Annotated in this window: 16 protein-coding genes; 10 read left to right on the top strand and 6 right to left on the bottom strand. The window is 59.6% G+C overall.

The window, feature by feature from the left end; all coding sequences use genetic code 11:
- Window positions 1–12: 12 nt before the first annotated feature.
- Window positions 13–909: a LysR family transcriptional regulator gene (locus A7D21_RS26695; RefSeq protein ID WP_053257952.1), complete on the bottom strand. Its 897-nt coding sequence runs from the start codon at window positions 907–909 to the stop codon at window positions 13–15.
- Window positions 910–1,093: 184 nt separating this feature from the next.
- Between A7D21_RS26695 and A7D21_RS26690 the strand changes: the two genes are divergently transcribed.
- Window positions 1,094–2,317 (top strand): OprD family porin, encoded by a 1,224-nt coding sequence (locus tag A7D21_RS26690; RefSeq protein WP_053257951.1) that lies wholly within the window; start codon window positions 1,094–1,096, stop codon window positions 2,315–2,317.
- Window positions 2,318–2,422: 105 nt separating this feature from the next.
- Window positions 2,423–3,040, top strand: a complete 618-nt coding sequence (locus A7D21_RS26685) for an FKBP-type peptidyl-prolyl cis-trans isomerase (protein WP_053257950.1) — start codon at window positions 2,423–2,425, stop codon at window positions 3,038–3,040.
- A gap of 147 nt (window positions 3,041–3,187) precedes the next feature.
- Here the strand turns inward: A7D21_RS26685 and A7D21_RS26680 are convergent, their stop codons facing one another.
- The 3 genes from A7D21_RS26680 to A7D21_RS26670 form a co-directional block, all read right to left on the bottom strand.
- The gene (locus A7D21_RS26680; protein WP_053257949.1) at window positions 3,188–3,445 is read right to left on the bottom strand and encodes a hypothetical protein; all 258 of its coding nucleotides are present in this window, start codon (window positions 3,443–3,445) and stop codon (window positions 3,188–3,190) included.
- A 158-nt stretch (window positions 3,446–3,603) separates the two neighbouring features.
- Window positions 3,604–3,945: a zinc ribbon domain-containing protein YjdM gene (locus tag A7D21_RS26675; RefSeq protein WP_053257948.1), complete on the bottom strand. Its 342-nt coding sequence runs from the start codon at window positions 3,943–3,945 to the stop codon at window positions 3,604–3,606.
- Between the two features lie 178 nt (window positions 3,946–4,123).
- Entirely contained in the window at window positions 4,124–5,092 is a 969-nt protein-coding gene (locus A7D21_RS26670) for a polyprenyl synthetase family protein (protein WP_069553092.1), read from the bottom strand.
- Window positions 5,093–5,491: 399 nt separating this feature from the next.
- Here A7D21_RS26670 and rplU point away from each other — a divergent pair, with 399 nt between their 5' ends.
- The 7 genes from rplU (at window position 5,492) to A7D21_RS26635 (ending at window position 11,102) form a co-directional block, all read left to right on the top strand.
- On the top strand, window positions 5,492–5,806 hold the full coding sequence (rplU, locus tag A7D21_RS26665) for a 50S ribosomal protein L21 (protein ID WP_003176051.1): 315 nt from the start codon (window positions 5,492–5,494) through the stop codon (window positions 5,804–5,806).
- Between the two features lie 34 nt (window positions 5,807–5,840).
- A complete protein-coding gene (rpmA, locus tag A7D21_RS26660) occupies window positions 5,841–6,098 on the top strand; it encodes a 50S ribosomal protein L27 (protein WP_003176049.1) in 258 nt (85 codons plus the stop codon).
- Between the two features lie 192 nt (window positions 6,099–6,290).
- A complete protein-coding gene (gene cgtA, locus A7D21_RS26655) occupies window positions 6,291–7,514 on the top strand; it encodes an Obg family GTPase CgtA (protein WP_069553091.1) in 1,224 nt (407 codons plus the stop codon).
- A 136-nt stretch (window positions 7,515–7,650) separates the two neighbouring features.
- A complete protein-coding gene (gene proB / locus A7D21_RS26650) occupies window positions 7,651–8,769 on the top strand; it encodes a glutamate 5-kinase (RefSeq protein WP_053257945.1) in 1,119 nt (372 codons plus the stop codon).
- A gap of 16 nt (window positions 8,770–8,785) precedes the next feature.
- The gene (locus A7D21_RS26645) at window positions 8,786–9,250 is read left to right on the top strand and encodes a CreA family protein (RefSeq protein ID WP_053257944.1); all 465 of its coding nucleotides are present in this window, start codon (window positions 8,786–8,788) and stop codon (window positions 9,248–9,250) included.
- Between the two features lie 101 nt (window positions 9,251–9,351).
- Window positions 9,352–9,834, top strand: a complete 483-nt coding sequence (locus tag A7D21_RS26640) for a glutathione peroxidase (RefSeq protein ID WP_069553090.1) — start codon at window positions 9,352–9,354, stop codon at window positions 9,832–9,834.
- 164 nt (window positions 9,835–9,998) lie between these two features.
- Entirely contained in the window at window positions 9,999–11,102 is a 1,104-nt protein-coding gene (locus A7D21_RS26635) for an NADH:flavin oxidoreductase (protein ID WP_069553089.1), read from the top strand.
- Window positions 11,103–11,140: 38 nt separating this feature from the next.
- Here A7D21_RS26635 and A7D21_RS26630 read toward each other — a convergent pair whose 3' ends face one another.
- Together A7D21_RS26630 and cysZ are read right to left on the bottom strand one after the other, a co-directional pair.
- Window positions 11,141–12,319, bottom strand: coding sequence for a glycosyltransferase family 1 protein (locus tag A7D21_RS26630; protein ID WP_069553088.1), 1,179 nt, complete (start codon window positions 12,317–12,319; stop codon window positions 11,141–11,143).
- Between the two features lie 54 nt (window positions 12,320–12,373).
- Complete coding sequence (gene cysZ, locus A7D21_RS26625) at window positions 12,374–13,138, bottom strand: sulfate transporter CysZ (protein ID WP_069553087.1); 765 nt, start codon at window positions 13,136–13,138, stop codon at window positions 12,374–12,376.
- Between the two features lie 293 nt (window positions 13,139–13,431).
- On the opposite strand from cysZ, the gene trxB reads away from it, so the two are divergent.
- Window positions 13,432–14,394, top strand: coding sequence for a thioredoxin-disulfide reductase (gene trxB / locus A7D21_RS26620; protein WP_025858049.1), 963 nt, complete (start codon window positions 13,432–13,434; stop codon window positions 14,392–14,394).
- Window positions 14,395–14,546: the final 152 nt, after the last annotated feature.

Here is a 14,546-nt window from a genome sequence, read left to right as displayed (position 1 = left end):
GGCTGGATTGGGCTATGCGTTTTGTGCGTTCAGGCGCTGTTTGAGATGCTCGGCGAACGCCGTCACCAGTGGTGGGCGTGGCTCGTCAGCGCGATAGGCCAGGCCGAAAGAGTAGGGCAGCCTTGGGCGAAAAGGCCGGGTAACGATCGGTAAATGCAGGAAGTGGCTGGCCAGCAAACCGTTGACGATCGACACCCCGAGGCCTTCGGCGACAAAGCTGCAAGCCGCCCCCACCGAGTGCACTTCGACACGCACTTGCGGCGTGAGGTTGGCGGCGCGAAACACTTGGTTCAGCTCCGCCCGCAAGGCCCTTTGTCGTCCCAGCATGACCAGCGGCAGATTGCGCAAATGCTGCACCTCGATACAGGCGTGGCGGGTCAGTGGGTGGTCGACGGGCATCACACAAACGCCCTCGGTTTGGAGCACGGGCTCGATGTCGAAGCCGGGAATTTCCGTCGGCAATCGCACAAAACCCAAGTCGGCTGAGCGATCCAGCACGGCGCGCTCGATCATGTCATACGAGCCGGTCAGCAACTCGACGACGATGTCCTCATGACTTTTGAGAAACTCCGCGACGATGCGTGGCAACAGCTCCTGGGTCATGCTGGTGGGAACTGCGACCTTGAGCAGGCTCTTGCGCGAGCGGCCCACGCGCATCTCGTCAGCCAGGCGTTGGATACGTTGCATGCCGTCCACCAGGCCGGCGACTTCCATCAACAACTCTTCTGCTTCTGCGGTGGCCATCAGGCGGCCTTTTTTGCGCAGGAACAAGGCGAACCCCAAGGCCTCTTCCAGCTGGCTCAACAGGCGGCTGACGGCCGATTGCGATAGGCCCATGCGCGTGGCCGCGCCGATGGTCGAGCCGGTGGACATGATCGCCTTGAAGGCTTCGAGCTGCTTGAGATTCACCGTGGTTTTCCTGTCGGTTGCGAGGGGTGAGCGGTGCTTTGCGCATAGCCTGATGCGCATCTCGCATAACGTTGTGGGGCTTTCGATGAGCCGTTAGTGTCCGCTCCAACGCGACGTGCCGTCCAGTGCATCGCGCGGTGCAACTGCCCATAAAAAAACCACAACAGGCATTGAGGAAACAGTTATGCGCGAGTTATTCACGCGGGGGAAAATCGCCTCGATGGGCGTGTTGGCGAGCCTGTCACCGGTGCTTCTGGCTCAGGGTTTCTGGGAGGACTCCCAGGGCCGATTGACCTTGCGTAACTTTTACTTCAACGACGATTACCGTGAGGGTGGCGAGGATCGCAAGGAGTGGGCGCAGGGCTTTTTGCTCAACCTGCAGTCGGGTTATACCGAGGGCACGGTGGGGGTTGGCCTGGACGCGTTGGGGCTGACAGGCCTGCGCCTTGACTCCAGCCCCACCCATGCCGGCACCGGTTTATTGCCGGTGCACGATGACGGTCACGCGGCCAGCGAGTTCTCCAGTTTAGGCGTCACCCTGAAGATGCGTTGGGGCGATACCGTGGTCAAAGCCGGCACGTTGTTGCCGAAGATTCCGGTGCTGGTGCAAAACGACGGGCGCCTGCTGCCGCAGACGTTCCAGGGCGCTCAGTTGGAATACACCGGTATTCGCAACCTGTACCTGCACACCGGGCATCTGGATAAGTTCAAGCAGCGAAACTCCACCGACAGCGTGGCCATTTATCCCCAGGGCTACAACGGCAAGGAAGGCAGCGTCTTCGATTTTGCGGGTGCCACTTATGCCTTCACACCACGTCTGAGTGGCACTTGGTATTACGGCGAAATGCGAGCGTTCTATCGCCAGCAATTTGTCGGCCTTGTGCATAAACAGCCTGTGGGCAGCGGTACGCTGACCAGTGACGTGCGTTATTTCATCAGCAATGAGGCAGGAGAGGCGCGCAACGGCAAGGTCGACAGTGACATGGTCAGTGGGCTGTTCACCTACCGTCTGGGCGCGCAGGCGTTCGGCGTCGGTTATCAGAAGGTCAGCGGGGACACCGCGTTGCCTTATGCCAGTGTCTCAACGGTGTATTCCTTCAGCAACGCCGGCGTGGGCAAGTTCATCCAGGCCGGTGAGCAAACCTGGATGCTGCGCTACGACTACGATTTTGCCGCAGTGCTGCCAGGCTTAAGTTTCATGACGCGCTATTACAAAGGACACAACGGTGATTACAAGGGGCGTGAGGCGCGGGAGTGGGAATCTGACAGCAACCTGCGCTACGTCATCCAGGACAGCACCTTCAAAGGCCTGGGCGTGGAGTTGCGCAAGGCGACCTATCGTTCGACCTATGCCAGCGACCGAGACAACTACCGACTCTACCTGACATACGACCTGGCCCTTTGGTAGCCGCAAAGGGGGGCTGATCAGCAGCCGGTCTTGTGTGCTAGTCTGCGGGCCCTTTTAGTTTTGGATGGCACGGGAAATCGTGCTGCCCTACAGCGGAGCCTCTTCATGTCCGAAGTTAATCTGTCCACCGACGAAACCCGCGTCAGCTACGGTATCGGCCGTCAGTTGGGCGACCAACTGCGCGACAACCCGCCACCGGGCGTTAGCATCGACGCCATCCTGGCTGGCCTGACCGACGCTTTCGCAGGTAAGCCAAGCCGCGTTGACCAAGAGCAAATGGCTGCCAGCTTCAAAGTTATCCGCGAAATCATGCAAGCTGAAGCGGCTGCCAAGGCTGAAGCGGCTGCTGGCGCTGGCCTGGCGTTCCTGGCTGAAAACGCCAAGCGTGATGGCATCACCACCCTGGCTTCCGGTCTGCAATTTGAAGTGCTGACCGCCGGTGATGGCGCCAAGCCGACCCGTGAAGACCAAGTGCGTACTCACTACCACGGCACTCTGATCGACGGCACCGTGTTCGACAGCTCCTACGAGCGTGGCCAGCCTGCAGAATTCCCGGTTGGCGGCGTGATCGCTGGTTGGACCGAAGCCCTGCAACTGATGAATGCCGGCAGCAAATGGCGTCTGTACGTGCCGAGCGAACTGGCTTACGGCGCTCAAGGCGTTGGCAGCATCCCGCCGCACAGCGTTCTGGTGTTCGACGTTGAGCTGCTCGACGTTCTGTAATACTCGGTAATGTTGGCTCCGGTTTCAGGTGGGAGCTGGCTTGCCTGCGATGGCATCAACTCGGTAGCCGGTAGGGCCGAGTCGTTTGGATCGCGGGCAAGCCCGGCTCCCACATGAAGCCGGTGCACTCAGGTTGTGCAGGGTGTCTCATGGATGGAACTTGCCATTGAGCTCCGTGGCCGGGCGCAACGCTCGGGCATAGCAGAACAGAAACAGGTTGCGCAGCACTTCCTTCAGCACCCCAGGCTCACTGGAACTCAGGCCGTTCACGTCCAGGTCGCCTTGATCCTGCAGCTCATTGAGCGCTTCTTCTTCCAGCACCGCACAGACTTCACCGGTTTCCCGATGCAGGATTCGCAGGTAAGGGTGTGGTCGGTCCAGCCAGGCATCTATCAAATAAGTCATGGTCATTCTCCTTGAGGGTTTCAATGAGAATAATTCTTATTAGCAGAATAGCAAGTGCCTATTGGCGATTTGCTGATTTTTCTGTGGGGAGAGTGCGTTCGATCAACCGGGAGGGCAAAACGCCATCCCGCGACGGGCGCGGGATGGATGCAGCCGATTCAGACTTTGCGTACAAACTCAGACTTGAGTTTCATCGGGCCGATACCGTCGATCTTGCAATCGATATCGTGGTCGCCGTCGCACAGGCGGATGTTTTTGACCTTGGTGCCGACTTTGACCACCAGGGACGTGCCTTTGACCTTGAGGTCCTTGATGACCGTGATGGTGTCGCCGTCTTGCAGGACGTTGCCTACAGAGTCTTTCTTCACGGTTTCATCACCGGCCGCTTCGGCCTCGCCATTGGCGGACCACTCATGGGCGCATTCCGGGCAGATCAGCTGGGCGCCGTCTTCGTAGGTGAATTCGGAATTGCATTTCGGGCAGGGTGGCAACGTGCTCACTAAAGCTCCTTGAAAGTCAGGATGGCTAAAAGTCGCACATTATATAGGGAATTAGAGTCGGGTGGGGGCTTGGATCTAATGGGCCGCTGGCTTGCCTGTGATGCGGCCCACTCGGTGTCTGTTGTTCCGAGGTGACGCTATCGCAGGCAAACCGGCTCCCAGATGAAGCGGGGCAGAATCAGTGAGTACGCGCGACCGCAAACTCACTCAGCTCAACCAGGGCATCCCGGTATTCGCTGGCAGGGAGTGCTTCCAGGCACTGGATGGCACGGGCGACGTAGTCACGCGCCAATTGTGCGGTGTAATCCAGGGAACCCGAGGCTTCCACGGCAGCACGAATGCTTTCGAGGTCTTCAATCCCGCCTTTCTGGATCGCTTTGCGTACCAGTGCAGCCTGTTCCGGCGTGCCTTCGCGCATGGTGTAGATCAGCGGCAAGGTCGGTTTGCCCTCGGCCAGGTCGTCACCGACGTTCTTGCCCAGGGTTTCGGCGTCGCCACGGTAGTCGAGCAGGTCATCCACCAGTTGGAACGCCACGCCCAGGTGATCGCCAAAGGTGCGCAGGGCTTCGGCCTGTTCGGCAGTGGCGCCACACAGGGCGGCGGCACTGTGGGTGGAGGCTTCGAACAGCATCGCGGTTTTGCCGCGAATCACTTCCATGTAGGTTTCTTCGGTAGTGCTGGCGTCGCGGATCTTGGACAGCTGCAACACTTCGCCTTCGGCGATGATGCGCGTGGCTTGTGAAAGAATCTTCATCACCGGCATCGAGCCCAGCTCGACCATCATTTCGAACGAGCGCGAATACAGGAAGTCGCCTACCAACACGCTCGGAGCATTGCCCCACATGGCGTTGGCGGTCTCACGGCCACGGCGCATGCCGGACATGTCGACCACGTCGTCATGCAGCAGGGTGGCGGTGTGCAGGAATTCGATAGTGGCTGCCAGCAGGCGCAGGTCATCGCCTTCGCGGCCCAGGGCCTTGCCGCACAGCAACACTAATAAAGGACGCAGGCGTTTGCCGCCCGCCGACGTAATATAGTCGCCAATTTTGGAGACCAGCGGCACTTTAGACGTCAGCTGCTGCTTGATGATGCCGTCGACGGCGCTAAAATCGTCCGCGACCGCGCGGTAGAAAGCTTGGGGTTGCATCAGCGACAGTCGCTCCAGAAGGGTTGCGCGGCATGCTAGGACCCTCACCCCCGGGTGTCAAGGCGCGCCCAATCACCGTGAAAGCTACTGCAGGCTGGGAGCCTTCGGCTCTACGCGCGTAATCCTGCGTCAAAAACAGGCTCGGAATGCTCATGTACAGCCAGTAAACTCCGCTTCCACGCCGGTTTTTTCCTTGTCTTCCCTTCGCTCGCTACGCTTTCATGGCGATTGGCGGCTACTTGCATCACCCATTTACCTTGCGTACAATCGCGCACCCTGAACTTCCTGGGCAGCACCTGCCTTACGCAATTGCATTCGGGACGTCCATCCCATGCAGCCATGCCAGCCAATACCTCTTCTTATAAAGCGCTGGGTGAGCAGGATTATCGGAGAAATACCATGTCGTACGCAGTAATTGTTACTGGTGGCAAGCAATACAAGGTCGCCCCAGGTGAATACCTGAAGATCGAAAAACTGGAAATCGCTACCGGCGAATCCGTTACCTTTGATCGCGTTCTGTTGGTCGCCAATGGCGATGACGTGAACATCGGCGCCCCAGTTGTTGCTGGCGCTACCGTTGTGGCTGAAGTGATCTCCCAAGGTCGTCACGATAAAGTCCGCATCATCAAGTTCCGTCGTCGTAAGCACCACATGAAGCGTATGGGCCACCGCCAGTGGTACACCGAGATCAAAATCACCGGTATTCAGGCTTAATTTCAGCCTAATTCCTCACTAGGAGAATTGACTCATGGCACACAAAAAAGCTGGTGGTAGTACCCGTAACGGTCGCGACTCAGAAGCCAAACGCCTTGGCGTGAAGATGTATGGCGGCCAGAAAATCATTCCGGGCAACATCATCGTGCGTCAGCGCGGCACCCAATTCCACGCCGGTTACGGTGTTGGCATGGGTAAAGATCACACCCTCTTCGCGAAAATCGAAGGCGTGATCAAGTTTGAAGTAAAAGGCGCTTTCAACCGCCGTTACGTGAGCGTTGTCGCCGCTTAATTGCGCGATCGCTGGAAAAGCCCTGTCTCGCGACGGGGCTTTTTCGTTTGTGGAGTGAGTCTCTTGCAAAGCTGTTTGTAATGGGCTCAGGCGCTGGATTTGCGGTCGTTATTGAGGTCGCTGCGCTCATTTTTGCAAGAGTCTTATGTCTTGGTTTCTTAAGCTCGTCCATGCGACGAGAGGCGTTTTGTTATGAAGTTCGTTGATGAAGTTTCCATCCGAGTAAAAGCAGGCGACGGCGGTAACGGTTGCATGAGTTTCCGTCGCGAAAAGTTCATCGAAAACGGTGGCCCCAACGGCGGTGACGGCGGTGACGGCGGTTCCATCTACATGATGGCCGACGAAAACCTCAACACCCTGGTCGACTACCGTTACACCCGGCACTTTGATGCCGAGCGTGGCTCCAACGGCGGCAGCACCGACTGCACCGGTAAAAAAGGCGAAGACCTGGTACTGCGCGTACCTGTCGGCACCACGATCATCGACTCTGCTACCCAGGAAGTGATTGGCGACCTGACCAAGGCCGGCCAGAAGCTGATGGTTGTGCAGGGCGGCTGGCACGGTTTGGGTAACACCCGATTCAAGTCCAGTACCAACCGTGCTCCGCGTCAGACCACGCCGGGCAAGCCGGGTGAGCAACGTGACCTGAAGCTGGAAATGAAAGTACTCGCTGACGTAGGCCTGTTGGGTCTGCCAAACGCCGGTAAAAGTACCTTCATTCGCTCGGTTTCGGCTGCCAAGCCGAAAGTCGCCGACTACCCGTTCACGACCTTGGTGCCAAACCTGGGCGTGGTCAGTGTCGACCGCTGGAAGAGCTTCGTGATCGCCGACATTCCCGGTTTGATCGAAGGTGCTTCCGACGGCGCAGGCCTGGGGATTCGCTTCCTCAAGCACTTGTCGCGTACCCGTTTACTGTTGCACCTCGTCGACATGGCACCGCTGGACGAAACCAGCGCACCCGACGCCGCCGAAGTGATCGTCAGCGAGCTGACCAAGTTCAGCCCGGCCCTCGCCGAGCGTGATCGCTGGCTGGTGCTGAACAAATGCGACCAGATCCTCGAAGAAGAACACGAGGAGCGCGTCAAGGAAATCATTGATCGCCTGGAATGGACCGGCCCTGTCTACGTGATCTCGGCCATCGCCAAAGAAGGCACCGAGCGCCTGACCCGCGACATCATGCGTTACCTGGAAGACCGCGCCGACCGCTTGGCGGCCGACCCGGTGTTCAAGGCCGAGCTCGCCGAACTCGACCAGCAGATCGAAGACGAAGCCCGCGCTCAGTTGCAGGCCCTGGACGACCAGCGTGCCCTGCGCCGCAGCGGCGTGAAGTCGGTCCATGACATCGGCGACGATGATTGGGACGAAGAAGACGTGGATGATGAAGACGGTCCGGAAATCATTTACGTGCGCGACTGATTCGTTGCAGTAAACTTAAGCGCCGCTCACTTGAGCGGCGTTTTGGTATCTGGGTTTTACGTAGTCAGGAATGTAGTCACGAATAACGTTATGGGCGGCGCTGGGTCGCGCGGCCCTCACTCTAAGGTTGAAGATGATGCGGAGCAAAGTGACAGGTGCGCAGCGCTGGGTCGTAAAGATCGGAAGTGCGCTGTTGACGGCAGATGGCAAAGGTCTGGATCGCGCAGCCATGAGTGTCTGGGTCGAGCAGATGGTGGCCTTGCATGAGGCCGGTGTCGAGTTGGTGCTGGTGTCGTCCGGGGCTGTTGCCGCCGGGATGAGCCGCCTCGGCTGGACCGCGCGACCCAGCGCGATGCACGAACTGCAAGCCGCCGCCGCCATCGGCCAGATGGGCCTGGTGCAAGCCTGGGAATCCAGCTTCGCCGAGCACGGCCGCCACACGGCGCAGATCCTGCTGACCCACGACGACCTGTCCGACCGCAAGCGCTACCTCAATGCCCGCAGTACCTTGCGCGCGCTCGTGGAGCTCAAGGTGATCCCGGTGATCAACGAGAATGACACGGTGGTCACCGACGAAATCCGTTTCGGCGACAACGACACCTTGGCCGCTTTGGTGGCTAACCTGGTGGAAGCCGACTTGCTGGTGATCCTCACCGACCGTGACGGCATGTTCGACGCCGACCCGCGCAACAACCCTGACGCCCAGTTGATCTACGAAGCCCGCGCCGATGACCCGGCGCTGGACGCCGTGGCTGGCAGTGTTGGCGGCGCCCTGGGCCGTGGCGGTATGCAGACCAAACTGCGTGCAGCACGCCTGGCTGCACGTTCCGGCGCGCATACCATCATCGTCGGTGGGCGTCTGGAGCGGGTGCTGGACCGCCTCAAGGCTGGCGAGCGCATCGGGACGCTGTTGTCGCCGGAACGCGGCATGCTGGCGGCGCGCAAACAGTGGCTGGCCGGTCATCTGCAAACCCGTGGCACGCTGGTGCTGGACGATGGCGCCGTGTCGGCGTTGTCCCAAGGCAACAAGAGCCTGTTACCGGTGGGCGTCAAATTGGTGCAGGGCAGCTTCCGCCGCGGGGAAATGGTGGTGTGTGTGGCGCCCGATGGTCGCGAGGTTGCGCGTGGCCTGGCCAACTACAGTGCCCTGGAAGCGCAGAAAATTATTGGACAATCGTCTGACGCGATTGTCGGACTACTGGGGTACATGGCGGAGCCGGAACTGGTGCACCGCGATAACCTGATCCTGGTCTAAACAAAGGAACTACACGATGCGAGTGATGAAGGGTTTGCTCGGCCTGCTGCTGGCCATGCCGCTGCTGGCCAGCGCTGAGGAAGTCGGTCAGGTGTCAACGGTATTCAAGTTCGTCGGCCCCAACGACCGGATCGTGGTCGAGGCGTTCGATGACCCCAAGGTCGACGGCGTGACCTGCTACCTGTCGCGCGCCAAGACCGGCGGCGTAAAAGGCGGGCTGGGCCTGGCCGAAGACCGCGCCGAAGCCTCGATTGCCTGTCGTCAGGTCGGCCCGATTCACTTCAAGGGTGACCTCAAGGACGGCGATGAGGTGTTCAAGGAGCGCACCTCGCTGGTGTTCAAGACCATGCAGGTGGTGCGCTTCCTCGACAAGAAGCGCAATACCCTGGTGTATCTGGTCTACAGCGACCGTCTGATCGAAGGCAGCCCGCAGAATGCGGTCACCGCCATTCCTATTTTGCCCTGGCCAACGGCGCAATAACCGGCGGGCGAGTTTTTCAATCGGCGTCTATGATTGCAGGCTAGCGGTCTGTAATCTCGAACGGCTGCAATGCGAAGAACATGGGATATCTGGAGTTCGTCATGAGTGCTTTCCACGACCTGAAACTCAAAGCTTTAGACGGACAAGAGTTGCCGCTGGCGCCCTATAAAGGGCAGGTTGTGCTGGTAGTCAACGTCGCCTCCAAATGTGGCTTGACCCCGCAATACGCGGCGCTCGAAAACCTCTATCAGCAGTACAAAGACCAGGGTTTTACCGTGCTGGGCCTGCCTTGCAACCAGTTTGCAGGCCAGGAGCCGGGCAGCGAGGACGAAATCCAGGCGTTCTGCAGCTTGAATTACGGCGTGACGTTCCCGTTGGGCAGCAAGCTTGAGGTCAATGGTCACGACCGTCATCAGCTGTATCGCTTGCTGGCGGGCGAGGGCGCCGAGTTTCCAGGGGATATCACCTGGAACTTCGAAAAATTCCTGCTGGGCAAGGATGGGCGTGTGCTCGCGCGATTCTCGCCGCGCACGGCGCCGGATGATACCACCATCGTCCAGGCCATCGAAAAAGCCCTGAGCTGATTCGTGCCTGCCTGTGGTGAGGGAGCGGCCTCCCTCACCACAGGCCAGTAGCACCTGACTTCCCGCGCTTTTACCCCTTAATCACCCAGATCAATAGTGCTACCCAGCGCGGTGCGCGCTCCATATTATCCACATCATAAACACCTCTTCCGTGGAGTGCTCCCATGCCTGTCCAAGCCTTGTTCAAACCCTTCCAGCTCGGTGCATTGCAGCTGTCCAGCCGTGTGGTGATGGCACCGATGACCCGTTCGTTCTCGCCCGGTGGCGTGCCGAATTCGAAGGTGATCGAATACTACCGCCGCCGCGCCGCCGCCGGCGTAGGGCTGATCATCACCGAAGGCACGGTGGTCGGCCATCAAGCCTCCAACGGTTATCCGAACGTCCCGCATTTTTACGGTGAGGCCGCGTTGGCTGGCTGGAAAAAAGTGGTCGATGCCGTGCACGCAGAAGGCGGCAAGATTGTCCCGCAGTTGTGGCACGTGGGCAGCGTGCGCCGTATCGGCACCGAGCCTGATGCGAGCGTGCCGGCCTACGGTCCGATGGAAAAGCTCAAGGATGGCAACGTGGTGGTCCACGGCATGACCACCCAGGACATCAAGGACGTGATCAACGCCTTTGCCCAAGCCGCCAAGGATGCGCAACGTATCGGCATGGACGGCGTGGAGATCCACGGCGCCCACGGTTACCTGCTGGACCAGTTCTTCTGGGAAGGCAGTAACCAGCGCACCGATGAATACGGCGGTAGCCTGGCCAATCGCTCGCGCTTTGCCATCGAATTGATCCAGGCCACCCGTGCCGCTGTGGGCCCGGACTTCCCGATTATCCTGCGGTTTTCTCAGTGGAAGCAGCAGGATTACACCGCACGCCTGGTGCAAACCCCTGAAGCCCTGGGGGAATTCCTCAAGCCGCTGTCTGACGCCGGTGTGGATATTTTCCACTGTTCCACCCGCCGTTTCTGGGAGCCGGAGTTCGAAGGTTCCGACCTCAACCTGGCGGGCTGGACCCGTCAGCTCACCGGGAAACCGACCATCACTGTCGGCAGTGTCGGGCTGGATGGTGAGTTCCTGCAGTTCATGGTCAACACCGACAAGGTTGCGCAGCCCGCCAGCCTGGAGAAACTGCTGGAACGCCTGAACAACGACGAATTCGACCTGGTGGCAGTCGGCCGTGCCTTGCTGGTGGACCCGGATTGGGCCGTGAAGGTACGTGAAGGCCGTGAAGGCGACATTCTGCCGTTCAGCCGTGAGGCGTTGACGACGTTGGTGTAACTGGCGCCTGCGCGAGTGATCTGACAGTCAACACCCTGTCAGATCAAACGCGACTGTGCGGCAATCACCGGTTGCTCGCCGCACACCTCGCGCAGGTGGCGCTCGAATTGCTCGATAATTGCCGGCCAGCCCTGGCGGCTGGCGTGTTGGCGGGCATTCAAGCGCATGCGGCGCAAGCTCTCGGCATCCTCCAGCAGCCAGTTGGCGGCATCGCAAAACGCATCCTCATCCCCAGGCATCGCCAGCACGCCGTTATAGCCGTGGCGAATATGCTGGGTCGCGGCGGCCTGGTCGTAGGCCACCACCCCCAAGCCCGAGGCCATGGCTTCCAGTACCACATTGCCGAAGGTTTCGGTCAGGCTGGGGAACAGGAACACATCGCCGGACGCGTAATGCCGGGCCAGTTCTTCGCCGCGCAGAGCGCCGCAAAAAATCGCCTCGGGCATTTCCTTTTCCATCATTGCCCGCTGCGGGCCATCACCCACGATGATCAGTTTCATCTGACGCAGTGGGTAAGTGTCTTGCAAGGTTTCGAAGCAGCGTTTGAGCAACCCCAGGTTCTTTTCCTGCGCCAGTCGGCCCACATGCAGCACGGCGATTTGATCATTGTTCAGTGCCCAGCTTTCACGCAGCGCGTTATCGCGCTTGGCGGGGTGGAACAATTGGCTATCGACGCCGCGCGCGAGCATCCCCAAACGCTCGAAATTTCGACGCGCCAACTCCAGGCGCTGGCTGGCGCTGGGAACCAGGGTCAGGCTCGAGCGGTTGTGAAACCAACGCAGGTAGTGGGTCACCATACGGCTCAAAAGGCTCAAACCGTATTGGTTGGAATACTGCTGGAAATTGGTATGGAACCCGCTGACCACGCTGATCCCCAGGCGCCGCGCTGCGCGCAACGCGGATAAACCCAGTGGCCCTTCCGTGGCGATGTACAGCACGTCCGGGCGTTGGCGGGTCCAGCGGCGCAGCAATTTGTGCATCGACGACTGGCCCCATTGCAGGCCGGGGTAGCCGGGCAGTGGCCAGCCGCGGCACAGCAGCAATTCGTCGTCGCTGGGGCGGCTCTGGTCGGCACCCTGGCGCGGGCGCACCAACTCCACCTGATGGCCGCGCGCGCGCAAACCCTCACACAGGCGGCCAAGGGTATTGGCCACCCCGTTGATTTCCGGCGGGAAGGTTTCGGTAATCAGGGTGATGTGAAGCGAAGCTGTCGTCATGGCCCACAGTGTCACCGTGGGCCATGTCGTCATTGTGTCACTGGGATGATGGATTTATGACGTGGCCACATTTTGCCGTGCCATCGCCTCGGCACCTTGCTCGCGCACCCAGAACAGCGTGGCCCCGGCCACTGCCGCCGGCATCATCAGCAGGTTCACCACCGGCACCAGCAGCACCAGGTAGACGATGCCGCCGAAGCTCATGCTCTGCCAGCGTTTCTGGCGCAGCCAGGCGAGCATCTCGTTCCAGCCCAGCTTGTGGTTATCCGCCGGGTAGTCGATGTACTGGATAGCCATCATCCACACGCCAAACAGCAGCCACAGCGGTGCGGCGATCAGGTTGACCACCGGAATGAACGACAGGATAAACAGGCCGATGGCCCTGGGCAGGAAGTAACCCAGCTTGCGCATTTCCCGCGCGAGGGTGCGCGGGACCATGGCAATCAGCTCACCCCAACTGAAGGGCGGGAAGTCATCGGTGCCGCGCACTACCACCTCAACCTTCTCGGCAAGAAAACCGTTGAACGGTGCCGCGATGATATTGGCGAGCATGGTGAAGGTGAAAAACACCATCAACACCACCAGCACGACGAACAGCGGCCACAAGATGTAGCTGAGGAAGCTCAGCCAGCCAGGCAGCGTCGGCATCAAAGTGTCGACCCACAGGCTGAACTGATGACCGGCGAAATAGATCAAACCGACGAACAGCACCAGGTTGATCGCCAATGGCAGCAGTACAAATAGACGCAGGCCAGGGCTCAGCACCAGTTTGAGGCCTTCACGCAGGTATTGCGGGCCGGAAAGAGCAGGGGCAGGCATGGAGAACTCCGAGCAGGAAGACGAACGGGCCGACCTTACCGGCTTTGCAATCAACGCGAAAGCACGGTCGGTTTGAGGACATCAAAGGTAACAAAGGTGTCGATTAACCGAGCCGACTGCATAGAGACCGCCTATGAGCTGGATTGTTATTCCGTATTTCCTTAATCTTGCCCCCCTCGATACGCTGCACCCATTATTTTTCAGGACCTGCGAGTTCAAGCCTTCCCCAAGTGCTTCGCGGTCCTTTTTTATTCCAGCCGCCTTGTTTTCCGGGTGGTCGATAGGAGTGAGTCATGTCTGATACCCGTCATTCGCGAGTGATTATTCTCGGTTCCGGCCCTGCCGGTTACAGCGCTGCCGTCTACGCTGCCCGGGCCAACCTCAAGCCGCTGCTGATCACCGGCATGCAGGCGGGCGGTCAGTTGACCACCACCACTGAAGTTGACAACTGGCCGGGCGACGTCCACGGTCTGACCGGCCCGGTGCTCATGGAGCGTATGAAAGAACACGCCGAGCGCTTTGAAACCGAGATCGTTTTTGACCACATCAATAAAGTCGATTTCTCCAAGAAGCCTTACAGCCTGACCGGCGACAGCGGCGTCTACACCTGTGACGCGCTGATCATCGCCACCGGCGCCAGCGCCCGCTACCTGGGCCTGCCTTCCGAAGAAGCGTTCATGGGCAAGGGCGTTTCGGCCTGCGCGACCTGCGACGGTTTCTTCTATCGCAACAAGCCGGTCGCCGTGGTCGGTGGCGGTAACACTGCTGTGGAAGAGGCATTGTACCTGGCCAACATCGCCAGCACCGTGACCCTGGTTCACCGCCGTGAAACCTTCCGCGCCGAGAAGATCCTGATCGACAAGCTGCACGCCCGTGTTGCTGAAGGCAAGATCATCCTCAAGCTCAACGCCACCCTGGATGAAGTCCTGGGCGACAACATGGGCGTGACCGGTGCTCGCCTGAAAAACAACGACGGCAGCTTCGACGAGTTGAAAGTCGACGGCGTGTTCATCGCCATTGGCCACACCCCGAACACGTCGCTGTTCGAAGGCGTGCTGGAAGCCAAAGACGGTTACCTGGTTGTGCAGGGCGGCCGTGAAGGCAACGCCACCGCCACCAACATCGAAGGTATCTTTGCTGCCGGTGACGTGGCTGACCACGTCTACCGTCAGGCTATCACCTCGGCCGGCGCCGGTTGCATGGCGGCTCTGGATGCCGAGCGTTACCTCGACGGTTTGAAGGACGCTGCGTTCTAAACCCATTGAAATAAAAAACCGGCCAAAAGGCCGGTTTTTTTATGCACAGGATTTGATGACCTACACAGATCGAATGTGGGAGCGGGCTTGCTCGCGAAAGCGGTGTGTCAGGCAACACATGTATCAACTGATCCACCGCCTTCGCGAGCAAG

The sequence above is a fragment of the Pseudomonas sp. AP19 genome, assembly GCF_001728855.1.
Classification (GTDB): Bacteria; Pseudomonadota; Gammaproteobacteria; order Pseudomonadales; family Pseudomonadaceae; genus Aquipseudomonas; species Aquipseudomonas fluorescens.
This window is presented reverse-complemented; position numbering and strand designations above follow the sequence as displayed.